This window comes from Rhizobium sp. T1470 (assembly GCF_042140505.1).
Classification (GTDB): domain Bacteria; phylum Pseudomonadota; class Alphaproteobacteria; order Rhizobiales; family Rhizobiaceae; genus Rhizobium; species Rhizobium favelukesii.
The window spans coordinates 42,227-67,024 of the sequence record NZ_CP148091.1 but is presented as its reverse complement, the minus strand read 5'-3'; the positions used below and the strand labels follow the sequence as shown (position 1 = coordinate 67,024).

22 protein-coding genes, 1 pseudogene and 2 riboswitches are annotated in these 24,798 nt (G+C 59.4%); of the genes and pseudogenes, 9 read left to right on the top strand and 14 right to left on the bottom strand.

Translation table 11 applies throughout. From position 1 onward, the window contains the following. Nucleotides 1-84: 84 nt before the first annotated feature. A complete protein-coding gene (metA, locus tag WGT02_RS00325) occupies nt 85-1,008 on the bottom strand; it encodes a homoserine O-succinyltransferase (RefSeq protein WP_024313330.1) in 924 nt (307 codons plus the stop codon). Nucleotides 1,009-1,043: 35 nt separating this feature from the next. Continuing rightward, a riboswitch (SAM riboswitch) is annotated at nt 1,044-1,121 on the bottom strand. A 150-nt stretch (nt 1,122-1,271) separates the two neighbouring features. On the opposite strand from metA, the gene WGT02_RS00320 reads away from it, so the two are divergent. Then, a complete protein-coding gene (locus tag WGT02_RS00320) occupies nt 1,272-3,098 on the top strand; it encodes an ABC transporter ATP-binding protein/permease (protein ID WP_024313331.1) in 1,827 nt (608 codons plus the stop codon). Between the two features lie 4 nt (nt 3,099-3,102). Here the strand turns inward: WGT02_RS00320 and WGT02_RS00315 are convergent, their stop codons facing one another. From WGT02_RS00315 to WGT02_RS00300, 4 genes are all read right to left on the bottom strand, one after another. Further along, nucleotides 3,103-3,720: a DUF5666 domain-containing protein gene (locus WGT02_RS00315; protein WP_208249461.1), complete on the bottom strand. Its 618-nt coding sequence runs from the start codon at nt 3,718-3,720 to the stop codon at nt 3,103-3,105. Nucleotides 3,721-3,861: 141 nt separating this feature from the next. Then, entirely contained in the window at nt 3,862-5,688 is a 1,827-nt protein-coding gene (locus WGT02_RS00310; protein WP_208249462.1) for an ABC-F family ATP-binding cassette domain-containing protein, read from the bottom strand. Nucleotides 5,689-5,691: 3 nt separating this feature from the next. Next, on the bottom strand, nt 5,692-6,342 hold the full coding sequence (locus tag WGT02_RS00305) for a thiamine diphosphokinase (RefSeq protein ID WP_024313334.1): 651 nt from the start codon (nt 6,340-6,342) through the stop codon (nt 5,692-5,694). Between the two features lie 48 nt (nt 6,343-6,390). Next, complete coding sequence (locus tag WGT02_RS00300; protein ID WP_208250534.1) at nt 6,391-6,921, bottom strand: MarR family winged helix-turn-helix transcriptional regulator; 531 nt, start codon at nt 6,919-6,921, stop codon at nt 6,391-6,393. Nucleotides 6,922-7,040: 119 nt separating this feature from the next. Here WGT02_RS00300 and WGT02_RS00295 point away from each other — a divergent pair, with 119 nt between their 5' ends. The 5 genes from WGT02_RS00295 to WGT02_RS00275 all read left to right on the top strand — a co-directional run bounded on the left by WGT02_RS00295 (nt 7,041) and on the right by WGT02_RS00275 (nt 13,955). Continuing rightward, on the top strand, nt 7,041-8,573 hold the full coding sequence (locus WGT02_RS00295) for an MDR family MFS transporter (protein WP_208249463.1): 1,533 nt from the start codon (nt 7,041-7,043) through the stop codon (nt 8,571-8,573). A 60-nt stretch (nt 8,574-8,633) separates the two neighbouring features. Next, a riboswitch (TPP riboswitch) is annotated at nt 8,634-8,745 on the top strand. Between the two features lie 44 nt (nt 8,746-8,789). Then, nucleotides 8,790-9,818 carry a thiamine ABC transporter substrate binding subunit gene (thiB, locus tag WGT02_RS00290; protein WP_029709898.1) on the top strand — a complete coding sequence of 343 codons (1,029 nt, stop codon included), beginning with the start codon at nt 8,790-8,792 and terminating at the stop codon, nt 9,816-9,818. After that, nucleotides 9,818-11,452, top strand: a complete 1,635-nt coding sequence (gene thiP / locus WGT02_RS00285; protein WP_024313338.1) for a thiamine/thiamine pyrophosphate ABC transporter permease ThiP — start codon at nt 9,818-9,820, stop codon at nt 11,450-11,452. Before thiB ends, thiP begins: the two co-directional genes overlap by 1 nt. After that, nucleotides 11,445-12,161, top strand: coding sequence for an ATP-binding cassette domain-containing protein (locus WGT02_RS00280; RefSeq protein WP_024313339.1), 717 nt, complete (start codon nt 11,445-11,447; stop codon nt 12,159-12,161). The genes thiP and WGT02_RS00280 overlap by 8 nt, the downstream gene beginning before the upstream one ends. Before the next feature lie 249 nt (nt 12,162-12,410). Then, a complete protein-coding gene (locus WGT02_RS00275; protein ID WP_024313340.1) occupies nt 12,411-13,955 on the top strand; it encodes a M48 family metalloprotease in 1,545 nt (514 codons plus the stop codon). 53 nt (nt 13,956-14,008) lie between these two features. On the opposite strand, the gene WGT02_RS00270 is transcribed toward WGT02_RS00275, so the two are convergent. The 5 genes from WGT02_RS00270 to WGT02_RS00250 form a co-directional block, all read right to left on the bottom strand. Continuing rightward, the gene (locus WGT02_RS00270; RefSeq protein WP_018855886.1) at nt 14,009-14,872 is read right to left on the bottom strand and encodes an RNA polymerase factor sigma-32; all 864 of its coding nucleotides are present in this window, start codon (nt 14,870-14,872) and stop codon (nt 14,009-14,011) included. A 377-nt stretch (nt 14,873-15,249) separates the two neighbouring features. Continuing rightward, a complete protein-coding gene (locus tag WGT02_RS00265; RefSeq protein WP_375678841.1) occupies nt 15,250-15,822 on the bottom strand; it encodes a CarD family transcriptional regulator in 573 nt (190 codons plus the stop codon). A gap of 399 nt (nt 15,823-16,221) precedes the next feature. Continuing rightward, complete coding sequence (gene fdxA / locus WGT02_RS00260; RefSeq protein WP_024313342.1) at nt 16,222-16,560, bottom strand: ferredoxin FdxA; 339 nt, start codon at nt 16,558-16,560, stop codon at nt 16,222-16,224. A 194-nt stretch (nt 16,561-16,754) separates the two neighbouring features. Beyond that, nucleotides 16,755-17,159: an RNA-binding S4 domain-containing protein gene (locus tag WGT02_RS00255; protein ID WP_024313343.1), complete on the bottom strand. Its 405-nt coding sequence runs from the start codon at nt 17,157-17,159 to the stop codon at nt 16,755-16,757. 4 nt (nt 17,160-17,163) lie between these two features. Beyond that, nucleotides 17,164-20,196, bottom strand: coding sequence for a helicase-related protein (locus WGT02_RS00250; protein ID WP_208250535.1), 3,033 nt, complete (start codon nt 20,194-20,196; stop codon nt 17,164-17,166). Between the two features lie 514 nt (nt 20,197-20,710). Here WGT02_RS00250 and WGT02_RS00245 point away from each other — a divergent pair. Beyond that, nucleotides 20,711-20,860 (top strand): DUF3309 domain-containing protein, encoded by a 150-nt coding sequence (locus WGT02_RS00245; protein WP_208249464.1) that lies wholly within the window; start codon nt 20,711-20,713, stop codon nt 20,858-20,860. Here the strand turns inward: WGT02_RS00245 and WGT02_RS00240 are convergent. Continuing rightward, nucleotides 20,839-21,954: an IS630 family transposase gene (locus WGT02_RS00240; protein WP_208245192.1), complete on the bottom strand. Its 1,116-nt coding sequence runs from the start codon at nt 21,952-21,954 to the stop codon at nt 20,839-20,841. The genes WGT02_RS00245 and WGT02_RS00240 overlap by 22 nt on opposite strands. 28 nt (nt 21,955-21,982) lie before the next feature. Here WGT02_RS00240 and WGT02_RS00235 point away from each other — a divergent pair, with 28 nt between their 5' ends. Next, nucleotides 21,983-22,267 (top strand): LexA family transcriptional regulator, encoded by a 285-nt coding sequence (locus WGT02_RS00235; protein WP_225039569.1) that lies wholly within the window; start codon nt 21,983-21,985, stop codon nt 22,265-22,267. Nucleotides 22,268-22,346: 79 nt separating this feature from the next. Here the strand turns inward: WGT02_RS00235 and WGT02_RS00230 are convergent. After that, nucleotides 22,347-22,460, bottom strand: a pseudogene (locus WGT02_RS00230) (3-methyl-2-oxobutanoate hydroxymethyltransferase); the annotation flags it as partial. Between WGT02_RS00230 and WGT02_RS00225 the strand changes: the two are divergent. After that, complete coding sequence (locus WGT02_RS00225; RefSeq protein WP_318246554.1) at nt 22,429-22,644, top strand: YMGG-like glycine zipper-containing protein; 216 nt, start codon at nt 22,429-22,431, stop codon at nt 22,642-22,644. The pseudogene WGT02_RS00230 and the gene WGT02_RS00225 overlap by 32 nt on opposite strands. A gap of 78 nt (nt 22,645-22,722) precedes the next feature. Here WGT02_RS00225 and WGT02_RS00220 read toward each other — a convergent pair whose 3' ends face one another. Together WGT02_RS00220 and efp are read right to left on the bottom strand one after the other, a co-directional pair. Beyond that, nucleotides 22,723-24,060, bottom strand: a complete 1,338-nt coding sequence (locus WGT02_RS00220) for an IS4 family transposase (protein ID WP_197901934.1) — start codon at nt 24,058-24,060, stop codon at nt 22,723-22,725. A gap of 165 nt (nt 24,061-24,225) precedes the next feature. Further along, a complete protein-coding gene (efp, locus tag WGT02_RS00215) occupies nt 24,226-24,795 on the bottom strand; it encodes an elongation factor P (RefSeq protein WP_024315381.1) in 570 nt (189 codons plus the stop codon). Nucleotides 24,796-24,798: the final 3 nt, after the last annotated feature.

Sequence of the window (24,798 nt, the reverse complement as noted above, 5' to 3'; positions counted from 1 at the left end):
CCGCAAACCGCAACGGTGTGCCGCAAAAAAGAAACGCTGCCAGGCCGGGGACACGCTCCGCCCAGTGGCCTGGCGTTGCTCGTGTCAGTCGCTCTTGCCGATATCGTTGAGATCGTACGGCGTGGTCTGGTAGATCTCGTTGATCCAGTTGCCGAACAACAGGTGCGCGTGGCTGCGCCAGCGGTTTTGCGGCGTCAGCGACGGATCGTTGTGCGGGAAGTAGTTGTGCGGCATCTTGATCGGAACGCCGGCATTCACGTCGCGGAAATATTCGTCGGAAAGCGACGTTGAATCATATTCCACATGATTGAACATATAGAGCCGCTTGCCCTTCCGCTCATGCACGAGGCAGACGCCCATTTCGTTGGATTCCATCAGGATCTCAAGGCTTTCCGACTTTTCGATGTCGCCGCGGCGGACTTCGGTCCAGCGCGACACCGGCACTTCGAAATTGTCCGAGAAACCGTTCAGGTAAACGGATGACGGCTTCAGGTTCCGGTGCCGGTAGACGCCGAAGGCCTTCTCCTTGAGCTCATACTTCGCAACACCGTGGAAATGATAGATCGCGGCCATCGCGCCCCAGCAGACGTTCATCGACGAATGGACGTTGGTTTCCGTCCAGTCGAAAATCTGCTGCATTTCGCGCCAATAGTTCACGTCCTCGTAGGGCAGCGTCTCGATCGGCGCGCCGGTAGTGATGAAGCCATCGAACTTGCGGTGCTTCACTTCCTCCCACGTCTGGTAGAAGGCGAGAAGATGGTCTTCCGAGGTGTTCTTTGCTTTGTGGTTACCCACGCGGATGAGCGAAAGCTCCACCTGCAGTGGAGACGCGCCGACCAGGCGGGCCATCTGCAATTCCGTCTTGATCTTGTTCGGCATGAGGTTGAGAAGCCCGATCTGCAGCGGTCGGATGTCCTGACGGATAGCCACCGTCTCGGTCATCACGCGCACGCCTTCCTGAACCAGGGTTTCAAATGCAGGCAAGGTATCGGGGATCTTGATGGGCATTGCGGTCACTCGATCAAAACAACGAATACATCGCTATCGGTCCGCACGCGGCCCTTTAGCGACTTCTTTAACGTGGCTGCAAGCCGGCCGGCCAAATCACCACGGAGCGTTCTAAATAGCGTTAGTCGACCTGCGAATCAATTGCCCAAACGAACGGAGGGGTCGATGCGAAGTCACTCCCACGTTAATGACTGCTAGAATCTGTTGGTGGACACAACGAATCACGATGTTTATTGAAGTAGAATGACGGCTAGGGACGCGTAATGGCAGATGACCTCGAAGGCAGGCCAAGCATTCAAGGGCAAGACAGAGTAGGATACGATCTGAGCCTGGGCTATCGCTTGAAGGTCATGTTCTCGGCTTTCTGGCATTCACCCGTGCGCGGAAGGGTCTTGCTGATCGCAACGGCGCTGATCGCCATCATTCTCGCCACCGCCTATGCGACCGTCATCCTCAACCAGTGGAACGCGCCCTTTTACGACAGCATCGCTCGGCGCGATTTGCATGGGTTCTTTCATCAGCTGAAGGTCTTCGCGCTGATCGCGGGCATGCTGCTCTTGCTCAACGTCGTGCAGGCCTGGCTGAACCAGATGACCGCGCTCTACATGCGCGAAGGTCTGACGCGCGATCTCGTCAACCAATGGCTCCAGCGCAAGCGTGCGCTGCGGCTTTCGGCCAGCGGCCTCATCGGCGTCAATCCCGATCAGCGCCTACACGAAGATGCCCGCAACCTCGCGGAAAGCACGACGACCCTGATGATCGGGCTGGTGCAGGCGACGATCTTGCTGATCAGTTTCATCGGCGTGCTATGGGAATTGTCCAGCGGCTTTATCTTCCGTTTCGGCACCTATGCCTTCTCCATTCCGGGCTATATGGTTTGGGCCGCAATCTTCTATGCGGCGTCCGCATCGATTCTCAGCCAGCTGGTAGGCCGCAAGCTTGTGAAGCTCAATGCGGATCGTTTCTCGAAGGAGGCGGAACTTCGCTTTGCGCTGATGCATGCCAACGAGAACATGCCGGCGATCACGGTGGCGCGCGGCGAGGAGAATGAGCAGCAGCGTATCAATACCGACATCAGCGCGGTGCTCGCCGTCATCAAGCGGGTGGCGATGGCCAACGTCAACCTCACCTGGGTGTCAGCCGGCTACGGCTGGCTTGTCGTGGTCATCCCGATCATTGTAGCCGCACCGGCATACTTCTCCGGCGGCCTGACGTTTGGCGAGCTGATGGTATCGGTCGGTGCTTTCAACCAGGTCAACACGGCCCTTCGCTGGTATGTGGCGAACTTCGGTCCCATTGCCGAATGGCGCGCCACACTGATGCGTGTCACCGATTTTCGTCAAGCGCTCACCACCATGAGCGACGAGATCAATCTCAGGGGCACGATTAGCTACGAGCGCAACCCGCCTGGAACACTGACGCTGGACCATGTACGGATCGCTTCTAAGATTGGCGAAGAGATCGACCAGTGCGGCGGGTTCCGCGTCCACGAAGGCGCCGTGACGATCAAGGCCGGCGAAAAGGTCATGATCAACGGCGATCACAACGTGAACCGCAAACTGCTCTTCCTTGCACTCTCCGAGCTTTGGCCATGCGGGGGCGGTAAGATCGGCTTGCCGCCCACGGACGACATGCTTTTCGTCGCGCAATCGGCCTACATCCCCGGGGGTTCGCTCCGCGAAGCGCTGGCGTTTCCCGAGTCTGCGGACACCTATCAGAATGCCGACGTTGTGGCAGCACTGGAGAAGGCAGGCCTCCACCATCTGGTTTCCCGGCTCGATACCCGGGCCCGGTGGGACAAGCTGCTCGATTCCGACGAGCAGCGCGCGATCGGTTTTGCTCGCCTGCTTCTCGTACGACCGAAATGGATCGTGTTCGACGAAGTGCTGGAAGGCATGGAGCCGGAATGGCAATCATCGATGATGGACGTCCTGGCTTCGATGCCTGACACCACGATGATCTACATCGGTCGCTCGGACGCCTTCGTCGACACTTTCAAGCCCCGCGTGCTGCATCTGGAAGCTCTGCATGCGAAGCCGGAAGTGAAGGTCGTGGCAAAAGCGCCAAACGCACCCGCACCCGCGCTCTGACGGCTTACATCGGCGGCACGACGCCGTTTTTACCGACTGTGACGTTTGCTGCGCACACCGTGCCGTCTGCAGCTCTTTCTCCCATCACGATCACGCGCGCTCCTGCGACAAGGTCTGCCTTTCCGGCAGGGGTGAAGGTGACGATCGGTGTATCGTCGGCGATCGATATCGTCTTTTCCTTGCCCTGATATGTCAGCGTGATGGTGTGGCCATCGACTGCCTTGACGGCTTTCGCGACCGTCGCGTTGGTCATCGTGCTGTTTGGCCTCAAGTCCCAAGGGCGACTGCCTTCTCCGGTGCCCTTCATCGCTCCTGGAAAGATCAGCACTTCGAGAGCGCCATCGCCGCCATCAGCTTTTGGCAGTGATGCAACCCCAACGAAATCGCCCGGCTTGATATCTTCCACGGCGGCCTTCTTGATGCCGCGCACCTTCCAGTCTGGCTTCAATGTCACCGTTTGCTCGGTGCCTTCTCGTGTTTTGACCACCAACGTGTCGCCGCTCAGGCTTTCAATCGCGCCACGCACGCGTTGCGCTTCCTGGGCAAGCGCGCCGTGCGACGTAATAACGAGGAAACCCGCGGCCCAGACGAGCGCGGTAGATGCTTTGAGATTGTGTGGCATAGTCTGCTTTCCTTGCCGTCGTGCAAGCTGCGGATACGGGGCGCAGCTTAGTCCTGCCGGTCGAACGCTGACGAATCAATGAAACGTGAAAGCCAGTTCGCGCGGCAAAGACGGGTCGGATTGAGCGGGCGCGAAAGGATCTTAGCCCTCCAATTCCTCCCGCAGCATCTCGAGTTCCAGCCATTCCTCTTCCATGTTCGTCAGGCTGTCCCGGAGCTTCTCCATCTCCGCTGCCAGACGGTTGAATGTGGTGGGGTCCTTGGTGAACAGGCCGGAGTCCGTCATCCGCTCCTCCCGTTTTGCGATCTCGGCTTCGGCCTTGGCCATTTCCTTCGGGAGATTTTCGAGCGCGAACTTCTGCTTGAAGGACAGCTTAGCCCTTCCTTTCGCCGTCTCGGCCGGGGCAGTTGCTTCCTGCGGTTTCGATCGTTGCGCCGCCTTCTCGGCCTTCCTTCGCTCGTCGGCGATGCCCTTTCGTTGCGCGAGCATGTCCGAATAGCCGCCCGCATATTCGATCCAACGTCCATCAGGCGCATCCGGGACCGCCGGAGCGATCGTCGACGTTACCGTGCGGTCGAGAAAGTCGCGGTCGTGGCTGACGAGGATGACGGTGCCGGGGAAGCCTGCAACGATTTCCTGCAGCAGATCCAGCGTCTCGATATCTAGATCGTTGGTCGGCTCGTCGAGGATAAATAGGTTTGCCGGACGCGACATGATCCGCGCCAGCATCAGTCGCGCGCGCTCGCCACCGGATAGATTCCTGATCGGCGTACGCGTCTGTTCAGGCTGGAACAGGAACTCCTTCATGTAGCCGGTCACGTGCCTCTGTTCACCGTTGACAATCAGATTCTCGCCGCGGCCATCTGTCAGGTAGTGGGCGAGCGTTTCGTCGGGATCGAGGTCTTCGCGCTTCTGATCCAGGGTCGCGATTTCCAGATTGGTCCCGAGTTTTATCGTGCCGCTGTCCGGCGCGAGTTGTCCGGTCAGCATCTTCAGGAGCGTCGTCTTGCCGGCGCCGTTCGGGCCGACGAGACCGATGCAATCCCCGCGATGCACGCGGATGGAGAAGGGTGCGACAATGGGCCTATCCCCGAAGGTCTTCGTGATCTTGTCGGCCTCGATAACGAGTTTGCCGGATTCCTGCGCGTCGGAAACCGTGGCCTGCACGGTCCCTTGCGGGCCTTTGTGGCCGCGATATTGCGTGCGCATGGTCTGCAGTTCGCCGAGGCGGCGCATGTTGCGCTTTCGCCGTGCGGTGACACCGTAACGCAGCCAGTGCTCTTCGCGCTCGATTGCCTTGCCGAGCTTGTGCTGTTCAAGTTCTTCCGCTTCCAGCACCTGGTCACGCCAGGCTTCGAAATGGGCGAAGCCCTTGTCGAGCCGCCGCGAGGTGCCGCGGTCCAGCCAGACGGTCGCCGTCGAAACCTTCTCGAGGAAGCGCCGGTCGTGGGAGATCAGGACGAGCGCACTGCGGCTCTTCTGCAGTTCGCTTTCCAGCCATTCGATGGTCGGCAGGTCGAGATGGTTGGTCGGCTCGTCGAGGAGCAGGATATCGGGCTCGGGCGCCAGGACACGTGCCAGGGCGGCGCGGCGCGCCTCGCCTCCTGAGAGGTTGTTGGGATCCTCGTCGCCGGTGAGCCCGAGGTGCGAGAGGAGATAGGTAACACGATAGTGGTCGTCGCCAGGACCAAGCCCCGCTTCGGCATAGGCCTGGACGGTCTTGTAGCCTGCGAAATCAGGGGCCTGTTCGAGGTAGCGCACCGTTGACGACGGGTGGCGGAAGACCTCGCCCGACTGCGCTTCGACGATGCCGGCGGCGATTTTGAGAAGCGTCGACTTTCCAGAGCCGTTGCGGCCGACGAGACAGATCTTGTCTCCAGGCTCCACCTGCAGGGCGGCGCCGGCAAGCAATGGGGTGCCGCCGAAGCTGAGAAAGACGTCATCGAGTTTCAGAATGGGGGGCGCCAAAGATCAGACTCCGGAAAGGTCATAGGGGCGGGCGAGCACAATGGCCCGACCGCTCTCGAGCGAAAAGCGCACCTTGCCCTTCGCGACATTGGAAATGGTGCGCGACGAGCCGAAGGGCAAATGGAAATCGGCCAGCGGGTAGCGCGCGTTCTCGATCGTCAGGCCGCGAAGTTCGCTGAAACCGGGAACCGAAAAGAGACTGTCAGGGGGCAGGTCCAACTCGATTGCACCGGCAACCAGTGGCACAGCCTCCTCCCGGCCCGACGTCAGAAGCATGTCATAGCCCTGTTCTGCAAGACTGACGGCATAGAGCAGGTGCTGGATGGCATGGTCGGAACGCTCACCCGCGAGGGCGCCTGCCAAAATAAGTCGTTTCGCCCCACGTGCGATCGCTTCGGAGACGGCGATCTCACCATCGGTGGAAGCCTTTGCTGCGGGGTAGGGTTGTCTCGGCACAGCCGGAAAGGCGCCCGCAAGATCAACCGGCGTCGAGTCGAAATCACCGACCCAGAGCTCCGGAACGACGCCGAGCGCAGCCGCATGACGCATTCCCCCGTCGGCCGCAATGAAACGGCTGTCCGAGATGGCGTCGCGCAGACGATCGGTTACCTGCAACTCGCCGCCAAGCAGAATGGTGTAGGTGGATTGGCTCATGCGCATTGCCCATAGCGCAAAGCGGGGGGGAAGGGAAAGGGCCGCCGTTCAGGCTTCGTCGACGATATCCTTGATGCGCGCTTGAAAAACGTCCCCGTAGCCGGAAATGAACTTCTCGAACAGCTCCCCGAACGCCTCGATCTCTTCCGGTTTCCAGTCTTTGACCACTTCGGAAACGAACGTGAGCTTCTGCGCGCGTATCTCCGACAACAGCCTCTGTCCGAGTGGGGTCATCACCACAATGATCCGTCGCGCGTCGGTCTGTGATGCCTTTCGCCGCAGAATATTGCGTCCGACCATATCCGCGACGATGCGGCTTGCGCGCGACGGATCGATCCGCATCATCTCGGCGATCGTCCCGACTGTTACTTCACCGGTCTCCTGAGCGCGCCGCACAGCGTCCAGTACGTCAAGGTGCGATAGCTCAAGACCGGGAGCCACACTCTGGATGGCGAGCCGCCCGATCAGTCGGCGCCCGGTCATGAGGCGCATGCGTGTCATGCTTTGACCGATGCGCAGAATGCCCGGTTCGTTGGTGGCGGGGTCCGTGTTGGTGAGGTTTATCAAGCTCTCGTTCATTCCGGAAATATAGCATGTCATATGTCGATTGAGAATATGCCGAGGTCAATCAAGTGACATTGACAAATATATGCTAATAGCACATGAGTTGTCTCAACATCCATTCGGAACGACGCTTCATGAACACTCAAATTGCCGCGGCGCCGCTTGTGACAGATCATCGTCGGCGGTTCATCCTCTTCCTTTTCCTGATGGCAGCCATGTTCATGGCGACGCTCGACAACCAGATCGTTGCAACGGCCCTGCCGACGATCGTCGGCGAGTTCGGTCATCTCGAGCGGTTTGGCTGGATCGGCTCGGCCTATCTTCTCGCTGTGAGCGCAGTGATGCCGCTTTACGGCAAGCTTGGTGATCTCTTCGGCCGCAAGTATGTGATGATGGCCGCGATCATGATCTTCACGGTCGGCTCCGCCGTCTGCGGACTGGCTATATCCATGAACACGCTGATTGCGGCCCGCGTGCTGCAGGGGCTTGGCGGGGGTGGGATCATGGTATCGATCTTTGCGGTCAACGCAGATTTGTTTGAGCCCCGCGAACGCGCGCGTTACCAGAGCTATTCGAGCCTTGTGTTGATGGCGTCCGGCGCTATCGGACCGGTGCTCGGTGGTGCGATGAGCGATCTCTTCGGTTGGCGCTCGATCTTCCTCGTCAACGTTCCGATCGGTTTTGTTGTCCTTGTCGGTCTGGCTGTGATGCTGCCTTACCGAAAGCCGAATCGTCGTCCGAGGATCGATTATGCCGGCGCTCTGCTGCTCGCCTTGACGACCGCAAGCATCGTGCTGGCCGCCGATGGCGCTCAGCTCTTCGGTTCGCTGGTGGCACCGCAGAACCTCGCCATGGTGGTGCTCGGCGTCGCTGCAGTCATCGGATGGGTTTTCGTCGAGCGTCGCGCCGCCGAACCGATTGTTCCTCTGTCGCTGTTCCGCAATTCCACGTTCAGCCTGTTGCTTGTGATGTCGATCATGAGCGGCGCGATCGGCATTGGCATGGTCAATTATTTTGCGCTGTTCCTGCAGACGACGACCGGCCTTTCACCGTCGGCAGCCGGAGCGTTCTTTATTCTCCTGACCGGCGGCATCGTTTGCGGGTCGCTCTCGGCCGGGCGCATCATCTCCATCACCGGGCGCTACAAGCCGTTTGCAATAGCAAGCTTGACCTGCAGTGCCATCGCATTCGTGCTGCTCACTCAGGTTCATGCAGGAACGCCGGTCTTGCTTATCGGGGCGGTGATGGCGCTGCACGGCTTTGGTGTGGGCCTCGCACAACAGGTGCCCGTCGTTGGCGTTCAGAATGCGGCGCCCGCTCGCGACGTCGGCGCGGCGACCGGGTCGGTAACGCTCTCGCGCATGGGCGGCGCATCGATCGCCATCTCCATTTATGGCGCGATCGTTGGCTCACAGCTCGGCAAGACGGGACTTTCCATTCCCGGCGTGACCGATATCGAGCAGCTGACGCCGAAGATGCTGGCAGCTTTGCCGGAGGTTGCGCGTCAGGCTGTGGCCGAAGCCTATGCCAATGCCTTCATTCCGCTTTTCATGGCTTCCTGCGCGATCGCTCTCATCGGCCTTTGTGCCGCCTTGATGCTGAAGCCGACGCAGTTGCCTCGCGCGGCCGAGGTACGGCCGGCTGCCAGTGCCGAGGCAGCGGAGTAAATGCCGGTGGCGGACTGAGGCCGCCACTTGCAAGAGACCAAGCGTGGCGATACATCTTCAAACGCTCTAACGGGGTGCCTCGTGCCATTCGGTGCGCGGCTGAGAGGCTGAAAGCCAACCCGCGGAACCTGATCCGGCTAACACCGGCGGAGGGATTAGACGCGTGACATCTGGCACCGCCCTTTTCCCCTTCAAGCAAACCAGAGGAGAGGTGCCATGTTCGAACACATATTGACGAGCCGTTCGCTGCTTGCTGCGGCCTTTGTCGCGTCTGTCGGCCTTGCCGGCGTAAGCGCGCAGGCAGCGGACAAGACACTCACCGTCTACACCTACGAGAGCTTCACATCCGAATGGGGACCGGGGCCGAAGGTCAAGGAAGCATTCGAGAAGACCTGCGGCTGCAGCGTCAATTTCGTCAGCGTGGCCGATGGCGTGGCGCTGTTGTCGCGTCTCAAGCTCGAAGGCGCCACTACGAAGGCAGACGTCGTGCTCGGCCTGGACACGAACCTGACTACGGAAGCGAAAGCAACCGGCCTGTTCGAGGCAAGTGGTGTCGATGTCACCGCGCTTGAGGTGCCGGGCGACTACAGGGACGACGTGTTCGTGCCTTATGATTATGGCCACTTCGCCGTCGTCTACGACACGCAGACAATCAAGAACCCACCGCAAAGCATGAAGGAGCTGGTCGAAGGCGACCCTTCGCAGAAGATAGTCATAGAGGATCCGCGCACCTCGACGCCCGGGCTCGGGCTCTTGCTGTGGGTAAAGTCTGTTTATGGCGACAAGTCGCCCGAAGCTTGGGCAAAACTCAAGAAGCGCGTGCTGACGGTAACTCCCGGCTGGTCCGAGGCCTATGGGCTGTTCACCAAGGGCGAGGCACCCATGGTGCTCTCCTACACGACCTCGCCCGCCTACCATATGGTCACGGAAAATACGGACCGCTATCAGGCTGCGGCATTTTCAGAGGGCCATTACATACAGATCGAAGTGGCCGGCCTGCTGAAGAATGCGCACGACAAGGAGCTTGCGCGCGATTTCCTGAAATTCATGGTGACGCCGGGCTTCCAGGATACCATCCCGACCAACAACTGGATGATGCCGGTTTCGGCGACATCGCAACCGCTGCCCGACGCATTCGGCAAGCTTGTGAGCCCCTCAAAGACCTTCTTGATGAGCTCGGATGAAGTCGCCGAGAACCGCAAGGCCTGGATCGACGAGTGGTTGGCCGCCATGAGCATGAACTGATGCTTTTGACAAAGGCTGAGATACGGCAGGTGATACTGGGCGGGGCCGTGAGCCTCGTCGGCATCGCCGGTTTCGTGGGCCTTGCAACCTTTGCCTTGCTTCTTTCGAGCGGAACTTCGTCCATTCTGACGGCGGTGTTCGAACCCTACATTTTGCGGGTCCTGCGGTTCACCTTGCTGCAGGCTCTGCTTTCGACACTCCTGTCCGTCGTTTTTGCCATTCCAGTCGCACAGGCCCTAGCACGTCAGCGGCATTTCCCCGGCCGTATTTGGATCATTCGCCTCATGGCTGTGCCGATGGGGCTTCCTGTTCTGATCGGAGCGCTCGGATTGATCGGAATCTGGGGGCGGCTGGGGATACTGAACTCGTTGTTGCTCGAGCTCGGCATGGCGGAACCGATCAGCATCTACGGGCTTTCCGGGATCTTGCTGGCGCATGTGTTCTTTAACATGCCGCTTGCGTGCCGCTTGATGCTGGCGGCGCTGGAGCGTGTGCCAGCGGAATATTGGCTGATGGCGAGTGGTCTCGGCATGCGGCCCGGTTCGATTTTCCGCTTCATCGAATGGCCGGTTCTGCGCTCGGTCATTCCTGGTATCGCGGGCCTGATCTTCATGCTGTGCGCCACGAGCTTCACGCTCGTGCTGACATTGGGTGGCGGGCCTGCGGCAACGACGGTCGAGGTTGCCATCTATCAATCGCTTCGCTTTGATTTCGACCCGGGCAGGGCCGTCGCTCTCTCCCTGCTCCAGATCGTCCTGACCGCTGTAATTCTTGGCGGCCTGTCGCTTCTTCCCGCTCCGGAGGACGAAGGTATGACGGCAGGTAAGGCCGTCAGGCGTCCGGATGGCCAACTGCTGACAGCGCGGCTTGCAGATGGCAGCGTCGTGATGCTCGCCGCGCTGTTTCTGGGGCTACCATTGATGTCCGTCGTCCTGGCGGGACTTCGGTCCGATCTGATGAAGCTCCTGAGCGAACGCATTTTCTGGCAGTCGGCTGCGACCAGCCTTGCCATTTCGATCTCCGCAGCGGTTCTCGCTTTGCTGATCTCGATGACACTGGTGAGCGCGCGCCGCGCAGTACTTCTCCGAGGTTCAGCGGCCCCCGGCGCGAGAGCATTTTTTGCTGCCACGGGTGGCGCGTCGTCGCTGGTGTTGCTGGTGCCGCCGATCGTCCTTGCGACGGGATGGTTTCTTGCACTGACAAATTTCGGCGACGTGAGCGTGTTCGCTCCGCTGCTGATTGTCGCGATCAACGCGTTGATGTCCCTGCCCTTTGTGATGCGCGTCCTCGAGCCGGCTTTCATCGTTCACAAGCGCCGGACGCAGAAACTCGCGGCAAGCCTTGGTGTCACCGGCTGGGCGCGGCTGCGCCTGGTCGACATGCCGGCGCTGTTCAAGCCGATGCTCACGGCATTTTCGTTCGCGATGGCATTGTCGCTCGGCGATCTGGGCGCCGTTGCGCTGTTCGGCTCGGATAGCTTCGTCACACTGCCTTGGCTCGTCTATAGCCGCATGGGGAGCTACCGGACCAACGATGCGGATGGGCTGGCATTGATCCTTGGCCTCGTCTGCCTGCTGCTCACGATCGCCGGGACCATGGGGCCTGCGCGGCGCGAGGGGGCTTTCCATGCCTGATCCGCAGTTCTCGATCGAGATGCGCGATGTCAGTCTCCAACTTGGGAGGCAAGACTTTCATTTCGATTGCCGGCTTCCCGCCGGCGCCGTGATTGCCGTGACGGGCGCGTCCGGGGCCGGCAAGTCGACCTTTCTGAATCTGCTCGCCGGCTTCGATGTGCCCGCCCGAGGGCGAATTCTGATCACGGGAAAGGACGTCACCGACGAGTACCCGGCGAGACGAGCCGTCTCTCTCGTATTTCAGGACAACAACCTGTTCGCGCATCTCGATATTTTCACCAATATCGGCCTTGGTATCAACCCGGCGATGAAACTCACGGCCGCCGATCGCCGATCGATCACGTCTGCGCTTGAAAAGGTGGGGCTTGCCGGTTTCGAACGGCGAATGCCGGGTACGCTATCCGGCGGCGAGCGGCAGCGGGCCGCCTTTGCGCGCGCGCTTGTTCGCAACCGTCCAGTGCTGCTGCTGGACGAGCCCTTCGCGGCGCTCGACCCCTCTTTGCGAAACGGAATGGCGGCGCTGCTGCTCGATATGCATCGCGAGACCGGCAATACCGTCGTCGTCGTGTCGCATGATCCGGACGAGGTCAAACGCATCGCAGATTTCGGCCTCTTCATCGAGGGCGGCAGGATTGTCGTGGCGGCTCCGATTGGTAAGTTTTTGGGTTGCGACGATCATCCTGGATTGACGCAATTTCTCCGCAGTTGACGAATTTGACAGTCACAACGGCACTTTCGCCATAATTTGGGGCGACCGAGGAAACTCCAAGAAGCACGTTAGGCTTGCTAAAATACAACGGCGCCACATTTAGTCAGAACCTCGCTATGCAACCGATGCGGAAATCAGTTACAGCAAAGCCTTGTGTCCCCGATTGTGCAGTGCAAGAACGGGGACGGACGCCTGTTGAATCACCATGAGACCGACCGGGTCGCGCAAGCGGGCCGGCCGACAAGCAAGATGACTTGGAGAGCCAGACTGGACAGCATGACGACGTGGAAATTGCCCGCGCCTTCCAGTGATGTGCTCTCTGCAGCGTGCCGTCTGGTCCGACGGACCTTGTTCATCTGTGCCACAAGCATGGCGCTATACGGCTGCCAGTCTATTCTCGAGCAATCCTATCAGCCAAGCGTTGCACCGTCCTCCAATCCGCAGATCGTCGATGAGGTGCAGAAGAACGATCCGCGCGCTGCCATGGGTGCTCGCGAGCATCCGCGCATCGTTGCAAGCTATGGTGGCGAGTACAAGGACCCAAAGACCGAGCGCCTGGTTGCCCGTATCGCAGGCGCGTTGACGGCCGTCTCCGAGAATCCGAGCCAGTCCTACCGCATCACCATCTTGAATTCGCCAGCTATCAACGCCTTTGCACTGCCGGGCGGCTATCTCTATGTAACGCGCGGCCTGCTGGCACTTGCCAACGACGCATCCGAGGTCGCTGCCGTTCTCTCGCATGAGATGGGCCACGTCACGGCAAACCATGGCATCGAACGGCAGAAGCGTGAGGAAGCGGAAGTGATCGCCAGCCGCGTCGTTGCCGAGGTGCTGTCCAGCGACATTGCCGGAAAGCAGGCTCTGGCTCGCGGCAAGCTCCGATTGGCCGCTTTCTCGCGCCAGCAGGAGCTGCAGGCAGACGTCATTGGCGTTCGTATGCTCGGAGAAGCGGGCTACGATCCCTATGCGGCGGCGCGGTTCCTGGATTCGATGGCCGCTTACAGCCGCTTCATGTCGGTCGATCCCGAGGCCGACCAGAGCCTCGACTTCCTGTCCAGCCATCCGAACTCGGCGCAGCGCATCGAGCTGGCGCGCGACCATGCGCGCGCCTTTGGCCAGGAAGGCAAGGTTGGCGACAAGGGCAGGGACTATTATCTCGACGGGATCGACGGCCTGCTCTACGGCGACAGCCCGGAGGAGGGCTATGTCCGCGGCCAGACTTTCCTGCATGGCGGGCTCGGTATCCGCTTCGACGTACCACCTGATTTCAAGATCGACAACAAGGTCGAGGCGGTCATGGCAACCGGCCCGGGCGATGTCGCGATCCGCTTCGATGGCGTCGCCGACAATCAAAACCAGAGCCTGACCAACTATATCTCCAGCGGCTGGGTTACCGGTCTCGACCCCTCCACCATCCAGCAGATCACGGTCAATGGGATGGAGGCGGCAACGGCGCGCGCGAGCGCAGATCGTTGGGATTTCGACGTCACCGTCATCCGCAACAATTCGCAGATCTTCCGGTTCCTGACGGCGGTGCCGAAGGGGAGCCCGACGCTGCAGCAGACAGCCAATGTGTTGCGGGCAAGCTTCCGCCGAATGACGCCGGAAGAGACGGCTTCGCTGAAGCCTCTGCGTATAAGGGTCGTCAAAGTCCGGCCGGGCGAAAACATCACGACGCTTGCTGCGCGGATGATGGGTACGGATCGAAAGCTCGATCTCTTCAAGCTTATCAACGCTTTGCCGACCGGCGCCTCCGTTTCTCCTGGTGACCGCGTCAAGATCATCGCCGAATAAGAAGAGGCCCGGTTTTCACCGGGCTAGTTGCGTCACTGGGGGAGTAAGCTCTCTTAGGCCGATGCGGCCATATAAGGGTCAGCGCTGACGAGTGCGCTGCGGAGTTTTTCCATCGCCCGGCTTTCGATCTGCCGGACGCGCTCCTTGGAAATACCGAGGTCGGCGCCGAGTTCCTCAAGCGTAGCGCCGTCTTCGGCAAGTCTTCGAGCGCTAATGATCTTCATTTCCCGCTCATTGAGATGCTTCAAGGCGGAAGCGAGCCAGTTGCGTCGGCGTTCGCCATCGATCATGTTCGATACCTGCTCGTCAGGGAGAGGATCATCGCTGACGAGGAAGTCCATCTTCTCGGCGCTGTCGGCATCGCCTGAAACCGAGGGCGCTTGAAGCGAGGCGTCGTTGCTTGAAAGCCGTGCATCCATCGTCTGGACGTCGGAGAGGCTGACGCCGAGAGCGGCGGCGATCTCCTGGTGGATGGATTGGAGAGTAAGCTGAGTGTCACCCCTAGCGAGCTTGGCGCGCAAACGACGAAGATTGAAGAACAGGGCCTTCTGAGCAGAGCTCGTACCGCCGCGAACAATCGACCAATTGCGAAGGATGTAATCCTGGATGGAGGCGCGGATCCACCAACTTGCATAGGTGGAGAAGCGGACATCACGCTCGGGCTCGAAGCGTGCTGCGGCTTCCAACAGACCGACGTAGCCCTCCTGCACAAGGTCGCTCATCGGTAGGCCGAAATTGCGAAATTTTCCCGCCATTGAGATGACGAGACGCATGTGGGCCATGGCTATCTGATTGCGGGCGCCACGGTCATCATTGTTTTTCCAGCGGATTGCAAGATCGTGTTCCTCTTCGCGAGCAAGGTAGGGAGCCGCCATGGCGATTTTAATCATGCGCCGGTCTGCTGACATGTTCTTCATATCGGTCTCCTGAATTCAGGCGTCACGCCAAAAAAAGGGCAAAGAATGCTTGCTTCCGGACATTGCTGCCCAGACCAAATTCATGTCTTGAACGTATAAAGGCCCCGAACTCTGGACGTTTCCAGATGGGACCCTAGCTTAGGGTTATGCGCCGGTAATACGGCCGGGTAGGACCAGTTTCTTCAAGTTGCCGGATAGGCAGAACGTGGAAGGCATGATCCGCTCCTCATCGAACGTTTACAGGAATGCGAGCGTTCGAGGGTGATGTCAGTTCCCGACGCGGTCCGCAGCTACACCCTTAAAACGCACCAGGACGGAAAAAGTTCCAATAAAAAACCCGGCGCGAGGCCGGGTTTTTTGCAAGAAAAACAAGGAGCTTATGCAGCCTCGTCCTGAGATTCGTCTTCCTCGATTGCCTTGCCGCGCTTCGGGCCTTTGTTGAGGTTCGTCTCTACGAGACGGACGGCTTCCGTTTCCGACATCTTGTTCACGGCAGCGATCTCGCGTGCCATGCGATCAAGTGCAGCCTCGTAAAGCTGGCGTTCGGAATAGGACTGTTCCGGCTGGTTCTCGGCGCGATAGAGATCGCGGACAACTTCAGCGATGGAGATGAGGTCGCCGGAATTGATCTTGGCATCATATTCCTGGGCGCGTCGGGACCACATGGTGCGCTTGACGCGCGCCTTGCCCTGCACAACCTTCAATGCACGCTCGACGAAATCGGTTTCGGAGAGCTTACGCATGCCGATGCTCATGGCCTTGCCGACCGGCACTTTCAGGCGCATCTTGTCCTTCTCGAAATCGATAACGAAAAGTTCAAGCTTCATGCCTGCTACTTCTTGCTCTTCGATGGCGCTGATGGTACCGATGCCATGTGCGGGGTATACGATCGATTCACCGGTCTTGAAGCCGTGACGTGCGGAAGAAGGTTTTTTCTGCTGGGTCGTCATTCTATTCAAAAACTCCCTGTTACGCTTCCGGCTGCAGCCGGAGCCGGGTCAGTCAGGCCCGGATGAGACGGTCAGATCCGTCGGGTGACTTACTTCTGGTCCTACCGGACAAAAACGGACATATCCATGCACACAAGCTTGGAACCTCACGGCTCAAGGCGTTGATATGTCACGGAAACCGCGTTTGTGGATTTGTTTTGCTTTCGTGGTGGCTCGGGCATGCTTCATGCCGCAAATGGATCAGTTTCAAAAAGCTATCACAAAAATATGAGGAAATCAATAATTTACTGCGCCTGAGTCATGCGCGCAACACATGCCACCCATATGCCGGCGGCACGCTTCAGGCCTTTTTCAGCCAACTGAACACGGTTTCAGGCTCAAGCTCCGAACCAGATGGGATCAGTCGCCTGATCCGGGCTTTTCCGAGAAATACTTCTCGAACTTGCCGCTTTCGCCGTCCAATTCTTTTGCCTCAGGCATAGCATCTTTCTTGACCGTGATGTTCGGCCAGACGCTGGCATACTCGGCATTGATCCTGAGCCACTTGTCGAGGCCAGGCTCCGTATCCGGCTTGATCGCCTCGGCGGGACATTCCGGTTCGCAAACGCCACAGTCGATGCACTCGTCGGGGTGAATGACGAGGAAGTTTTCGCCTTCATAGAAGCAGTCGACAGGGCAGACTTCCACGCAGTCGGTATATTTGCAGCGAATGCAATTGTCGGTCACGACATAGGTCATGAAGAACTCCAGGACTTCCATACAATGGGGCCGGGCAACCTGGAACGTCGCGCCTTTCCCCTAACCGGAGAGGAAGCGTTGACAGGCTTGGGAGGCAGTCACGCTATCCGGCAAGTTGACTGTGACGTATCGGCTTTGCCTGCGGATTTCAAGAATAAAGAAATCGCAAAACCCGGCAGTTTGGACAGAGTTTTCTAATCCTCGTCCGAGATCAGCCTGTCGATTGCACGGCGATCCTTCTTCGTGGGCCTGCCCGTGCCGGTCGCACGGATCGCCTGTTCGTAAGGCGTCAAGCGCTTTGCCTCATCGGGTGGCGGCGTAAGGTCCTCATAGAGCAGCCGGGCTTCCTCGTACGGGCCACGTCGCTCACCTCCCGACTTGACGATGAGGACAACGTCGCGCCGCTCCAGTGCGAGCTCGACTTTGTCGCCTGCTTTGATCGTTTGGCTCGGTTGGAGCGCGCGCTCGCCATTGATCCGTACATGCCCGGATTGAATGTGGCTTTGTGCCAGCGAGCGCGATTTCACCATACGTGTGAAGAACAGCCATTTGTCGATGCGCTGTCGCGAACCGCTTCCTGGCTGTGTCTCCCCGCCCATCTGCTTACTTCTTCATCTGCTCCTTCAAGGCAGCGAGCTTGGCGAAAGGAGAATCCGGATCGATCGGCTTCTCCTTGCGCGGTGGCTTTGCCTCGAAGCGCAACGGCTGCGGGCCGCCGCGGTTGTTGCGATCCTTGCGATCGCCCCGGTCCTGACGGTCGCCACGCTGTTCGTTGCGGTCGCCGCGTCCCTGCTGTGGCTTGCCGCCATCCTTGCCATGATGCTGGCGGTTGCCGTCGCGGCCCTCTCCACCTTCACCACCTTGGCGACGATGACCAGGTCCACGGTCCTGGCCGCGATTGTTGCCGCCGCGCCGTTCGCCGGGGCTGCGAGCCTGACGCTGATTGTCCGTACGGCCACCGAGCCGCCAGAGAAGAACCGGCTTCGGCTCCTCGGCCTCTTCCGCAGTAGCGGCGACGGGCTGTTCGGCGGTCACTGCTTCGGCAGCGGGGACTTCCGAGGCGGGCTCCTCCGATGTGCTGTCGGCATCGTCATGATCCGCTTTCTCGGCATTCTCCTCGGATGCAGTTTCGGTCGCCGGTTCCGCCGAGGCGTCCTGAGCCGACAAATAGGCTGCCGCCTCTTCTGCCTTCACGGCATCGGCACGATAGCCGAGCCCCTTCAGGATCTCTTCCATGTCCTCGAGGGTGGCGCCAAGGATCGAAAGCATGGCGGTTGTCGTGGTGAAGCGACGGCCGTCATATGCGCCTTCCGGGCGATTGGCCTGGCCGGGCTTCCATTGAAGCAGCGGGCGAATGATATCCGCCAGGCGCTCCAGGATATCGATACGAACTGCGCGTTTGCCAAGGAACCGGAAGCCGGCCAGCTTGTAGAACGTGCGCTCGAAACCCGGATCGGTCACGACCGAAGTGCGGCCCGCAGCAAGCACAGGAATGAGATCGCCATACCCGGGCTTGTCGAGACCGTCATTCTTCAGCGCCCAGAGGAGGGTGATGAGCTCCGCCGGCGCGGGCTTCAGAAGAGCGGGAACGAAGATATGGTAGGCGCCGAAGCGAACGCCATAGCGGCGCATGGAGGCGCGCGCATCCTGATCCAGGGACTTTACCTCTTCGGCTACGTCGCGCCGGAACAGAACACCGAGGTTCTCGACGAGCTGAAACGCCAGGCCCTTCGCCAGGCCCTGCAGATCCTCTGCGCGGGACAGATCGTCAAGCGGCTTCAGAATCGTGCTGATATGATGATTCACAAAGCGCTCGACCCGAGCGGCCACGTGGTCGCGCGCATTGCCGGTCAATTGCTCGTCGGCGAGAATAATGACGCGCGGGCGCATCACATGATCGCTGCCCGCCAGACGTGCCACCGGATCGCCCAACCAGCGGATCGAACCGTCGGAGCCGATCGCGAGATCGCCATTGCCGGCCGCATGGAGGCGAGCAGCACGTGCCTCGAATTCCAGAGCGAGCGCCTTTTGCGAAGCAGACTGAACAGCCTTAGCGTCCGGTCCATCCGCTCCCGAAATGGGCGTGAACCGGAATCCCGACAGTTGCCCCACATGATGTCCTTCAACGAAGACATCGCCATTTACACTGATTTCAGCTTCCAGCATCGCATTCTCTCTCAGGCGCTTCATGAGCACAGATGTCCTGCGATCAACAAAGCGTTTCGTCAACCTTTCATGTAACGCATCGGACAATCGATCTTCGATTTCCCGCGTCTTTTCCTGCCAGTGTGTCGGATCGGCAAGCCAATTGGGCCGATTCGACACATAGGTCCAAGTCCTTATCTGCGCGATTCGCGCCGAAAGCGTGTCAATTTCACCGTCTGTTCGATCCGCACGATGTACCTGCTCGGCAAGGAAGTCCTCGTTTACCGTGCCATAGCGCACGAGATCGGAAAAGAGGGTGGAGATGAGATCGGCGTGTTGGGCCGGGGCAATGCGCCGGTAGTCCGGCAGCGCGCACGCCTCCCACAACTTCTCGACCCGCGCCGGATTGTCAGCAAGGTCAATGATTTCCGGGTAACGCGACAGGTGTTCCAGCGCTTGCTGGTCGACGGCGGGCAGAGCGCGTGTCAGGCCGGAAACGGTAGGGCCGGTTTCAAGGCTCGCCCGCAGCGCATGAATGGAAGCGAAATCGAGGTTCTTTGTGCGCCACTGCAGCACTTTTACATTGTCGAACTCATGACCTTCGATGCGTTCGACCAATTCCTCATCAAAAGGATCCACTTGGCCGGTGACGCCAAATGTTCCGTCGCGAACATGGCGGCCTGCGCGACCGGCAATCTGCCCGAGTTCGGCAGGGTTGAGGTTGCGGAACTGATAGCCGTCGAATTTGCGATCCTGCGCGAAGGCGACATGATCGACATCGAGATTGAGACCCATGCCGATCGCATCCGTCGCGACCAGATATTCCACATCCCCGGCCTGATAAAGCGCCACCTGCGCATTGCGGGTGCGCGGACTGAGGGCTCCAAGAACCACGGCCGCCCCGCCACGCTGTCTGCGGATCAACTCAGCGATCGCATAGACTTCGTCCGCAGAGAAAGCGACAATTGCCGAGCGCTGCGGCAGGCGGGTGGTCTTCTTCTGTCCAGCGTAGAACAGGTGAGAAAGCCGGGGTCGCTCGACCACGGTGATTCCGGGGAGAAGTTGTTGCAGAATTGGGCGCATCGTGCCGGCGCCGAGCAACAGCGTTTCGTCGCGGCCACGCAGATGCAGGATACGGTCCGTGAAGATGTGCCCGCGCTCCAGATCGCCGGCAAGCTGAACTTCATCGATGGCGACGAAAGCTGCCTTGGTCTCGCGCGGCATTGCCTCGACGGTACAGACCGAAAAGCGGGCGTTGGGAGGCGATATCTTCTCCTCGCCCGTTACCAGCGCAACATTCTGGATTCCGACCTTTTCGGCGACGCGTGTGTAGACCTCGCGTGCCAGCAGCCGCAACGGCAGCCCGATCACGCCGGTGCCGTGGGCAACCATGCGCTCGATGGCATAATGCGTCTTGCCGGTATTTGTTGGCCCGAGCACCGCGGTTACTCCGCGCCCACTCAGTATCATCGGCTGCGATGTCAGTGTCATGGTCCTGGCAGATGAGGCGGGGGTGCCCCAGATCAAGTCAGCTCCTCTCCGAAGCACACAACACATGGACAGCCGTTGTCTCAAACGCAAGGGCTGATTTGAATTTACTCCGCGGTTTTCTATTGCGCGAATAGCTTGCAGATTGCTCGTTTTCCGATTCGGAACAGCTTGAGAACGAATCGGAGACGAATCGCTGACTCCGGCTGATTCAGTGTTTGTTCACGGCTAAGTATTGATTTTGAATCGCTTTTTACCACAAGATGCTGAATCGTGAAATTCGCGTCATACGCGTGGGCGGGTTGGATTCGGCTTGTTAACCGCTTTTACCGGAAATTGCCGGGCGACTTCTGGCTGAGGCTTTTCGCGTTGGTGTTGCGTTACGCGGAGAGACCGAAAATCAGGCTTGATCGGGTGGTTTTACCGTCAAAGCGGAAGATTTGATACGTATGGAACAAAAATCAGTGATGCGTGTTTCTCGTCCATTCCGAGTGCAATGAGGTCGAGGACTTGAACCATGCTTGGCACGATCCTTCTCATCATCCTTATTCTGCTTTTGATCGGCGCCTTACCAAATTGGGGTTATAGCCGTGGATGGGGCTATGGACCTTCCGGCGGTTTGGGACTAGTGCCGCGCCACAGAGATTATGACTCTTTGACGGGGTAAGCTTTGCGGAGCTTTTGGCGGGCTTTTTCGGTTGTGAACATCCATTGGATCTTTGCGCCATTAGCGTTGCGTTGCTGCTCCCAGGCTGCGACTTCGGCGATTATGGTGTCTTTATTGTCGATACGACGGTCGAGGCATTGGCTGCGCAGGACACCGATCTCGATCTCGACCATGTTGAGCCAACTGGCGTGCTTGGGCGTGTGGTGGAACTCCAGTCGCTTCAGCACCCTTCGAGCCTCCGGGGCTGGAAATGCGTCGTAAAGCGCCCCGGCGGAATGGGTGGAGAGGTTGTCCATCACCACGCGGATGATCGGGGCGTCGGGATAATCGACGTCGACCAGTTCGCGCATGCACTGGGCGAAGTCTTGGTTGGTTCGCCGATCGGTGACCTTCACCCTGCGCCAGGGCTGGTGGGCGTCCATGAAGACAAACAGATTGACCGTGCCGTTTCGGCGATACTCGCAGTCGTAGCGTTCAAGCTGGCCAGGCTTGGCCGCAATGGGCTCGCGCACTTCGCCGATGAGTTGGGTCGGGCTCTCGTCGAAGCAGACCACGGGCCTTTGTGGATCAGGCGTCTCTGCGTAGAGGTCGAGAACATCCTCCATGCGCGCGACGTATTCCCCATCGAGCTTTGGGATGCACCACATGTCTTTGCGCCAAGGTTTGAGATGATTCTCAGCCAGCCGGCGACGTACGGTCTCCGAGGACAACTCGTCATGATCGGTGAGTCGGACCATCTCATCGGCCAGAAGCTCCAGGGTCCAGCGGGCTCGCCCGGGCGGCGGCTTTGAGCAGGCGGTCGCCACCAACAGCGCCTCCTCCTTGCTCGATAGCTTGCGCTCAACACCCGGGCGCGGTTCTTCACTGAGCGCGCCTTCCAGATTGGCTTCCACAAACCGGCGCTTGGTCCGGTAAATCGTCGATCCGCTGACGTTCAAGGTTGCCGCGATCACCTCGTCGCTGAAGCCTTCGTCCGCCGCCACCAGGATCTGGGCGCGCTTGATCTTGCGCGACGCATGGCGTCCCCCGCTCAACAAAACGGCCAGTTGATCACGTTCCGATTGGCTAAGCTCTACGTGAAACTTTATATTCATCGACACCTCCTTCAGCGCGGAGACGCAGATGAATCCGAAAATGAGTCCCTCACTTGACCCGCAAGCCGCAACGGCAAGACATGGCCTTACGCAAGTCCAAGGCCAGTACCTGGCCTTCATCTACGCCTACAGCCGCATCTTCAAACAGCCTCCGGCCGAAGCCGACATGCGTCGCCACTTCGCCGTTACGGCTCCGTCTGTTCACCAGATGGTGCTGACCCTCGAGAAGGCAGGATTTATATCCCGCGTGCCAGGCGCAGCACGCAGCATCCAACTTCTCATCCCACCAGAAGACTTGCCCATTCTACGATAACCCAACCCGTCATAATCTCTGTGGCGCGGTACTAGAGGAAGGATGGGCGGTTCATGCGCGGCGATCAGAAGTCCGGCAATTAGAGTCGGGACAGAAACCTCTCCAACTCCTCGGCATCAACAGGCACGCGATGACGTTCCTCGGGATAGGCGCCGCTTGCGATGTCGGCGGCGTATTCGCGGAATGCCGCGATCGGTGCAGGCAGCGGCGCCATTATTGGTGGTGCTGTTAGCCACAGCTGGGGCGGCGCAGCAATCGGTGCCGTAGCCGGTGGTCTCGCTGGCGCATTGATCGGCCAGTCCGTTGAGCGTCGTGGCTACTGCGTCTACAGGGACCGATACGGCCGCCGCTACGAAGCACGTTGCCCGCGCTACTAGGGCGGGGCCGACTGAGGTAGCTTGCGACCTAACTTCGTTACCTTAAGAAAAAAGCGCCGACCTGATCGGTAATGCAGTTCACTTAGGTTTGCTTACGGCTCTTATCGGGTATCTGGCAGGCAGTTTTTTGACGACACGGGGGCATGATCGCCCCCGTTTTTCTGTCAGCAGCAAGTCTGCCAATCTGTTTCTCAATCTGGTGAGGTGGGCGGGGATTTTGCCGGGTGCTTCGATCGCCATCCATCCCCATTCGTGACGCAGGTAATGCAGGGCTGTGATAAAGCTTAGTCGGGTTGGCTCGACTTGGGCTTCGGTCGCGACCTCTGCCATTTCGAGCCGCACCAGATTGTAGGCCAGCAACGCGCCCCAGACCTCCTGATAGACAGTCTCCGGCGTGCCGCTTCGCAGGGTCAGTTCGCTACCGAGAAGCTCCTGCTTGAGTTCGCGATAACTTGTCTCGATGCGCCATCGCTCTTCATACTGATGGACGATTTCGCTTGCCGGATAAGTTTGTCTGTCCATCAGCGATGTCAACAATATGCGCTTTTTGCCATGGCTGGTGGTCGTCTCGATGGCCCTGACCTCCCAGAAGGCCGGCAAGTCCGGTTCTGCCTGCCGCGCCTGGGGCGAGACCTTCATGCGCACCCGATAATCGGTGGGGTGCGGATCCAGTCGTTCCCATGTGCTGTTGGCTTTGGCCGGAATCAGCCAGTGACGCTCATGTCCCTTCGTCTGCAATTGCAAGAGAAGGCTGGCACTGAAGAAGCCCTTGTCGAAGACCGTCAGCGAATGGTCCGGAACCCGGTCGAGCAGGCTTTTGGCATAGAGCATCTCGTTTGTGCCATAGGCTCCGAACACCGCATCACGCACCAGATGCGTCGCCAGCGCCGTCAGCGTCAGCAGCCGCAATTGCGGATAGCTTGCGACAACGCCAGACGCGTAGGCCTGCGCTCCAAAATGCGCCCGGTTCTCCGGGCTGTCGGACGTCCGCAGCGTGCTGCCGTCCACGGCATAACGACAAAGACCCCGCCAGGCACGCCCGGATTGGTGGCGTTCATCCCAGCATGATGCACTCATTGCAAACAACTGCGCCAACGGTGCCTGACCCAAGCGCTGCCGTGCCTGTGTCAACGCGCTCTTGGCAATATCCGCGTTGACCTCATCGGGCAAAACCAGATCAAGATGGGCCACCACCTCCGGGATCGACTGATGACGATAAAGGGCCAACGCAATCACCAGCCAGACGACCTGCTCGGCTGGCAGCTTGCGCTTGCGGATGCTCGCCTTGCCTGTCGTGGCGAGAGCCTGAGCGATCCAGTCCGGGTCGATCGCCTGCGAAAGAGCCGATAATTCGGCCGAATGTCCAAGGGTGCGTGACATCACAAACAAAAACAGGATGGGAAAACGAATCCCCATCCTGAACCATCAAACTTGCCCGCAGCTCACTAAGTGAACTGCATTACGACCTGATCGGCGCTTTTTGTTTGAACGGCAGTCGCGATATGACCGTAACTGCTGACAAGAAAAAGGCCGCGTCGTTTCCGATGCGGCCTTAGTTTTCTCAGCGCATGAGGCGGACGATCAGTCCTTTGCGCGCTCGACGTAGGAATTGTCTTCCGTGGCGATAACCACGCGTGTGCCGGCGTTGATATGCGGCGGCACCATGGTGCGCACGCCGTTCGACAGCATTGCCGGCTTGTAGGAGGAAGAAGCCGTCTGGCCCTTAACGACCGGTTCGGTTTCCGTAATTTCGAGGGTCACATGGCGCGGCAGCTCGAGCGCAAGCGGAACGCCTTCGTGGATCGACAGGATGCAGGTCATGCCTTCCTGCAGATAGGCCTTCTGATCGCCCATCGTTTCATCGTTCACGACCACCTGATCGTAGGTCGCCGGGTTCATGAAGTGGAATCCTTCACCATCTTCGTAAAGATACTGGAAATTCACGTCTTCGACGAAGGCGCGCTCGACCTGTTCGGTCGTACGCCAGCGCTCAGCGACCTTAACGCCGTCGACGATACGACGCATGTCGACCTGGGTAACCGGCGTGCCCTTGCCCGGATGGAAGTTCTGGGCAGTCAGAACGACGTAGAGCTTACCATCCACGTCGAGAACGTTGCCCTTGCGGACGGAAGAGGCGATGACCTTGACCATTAA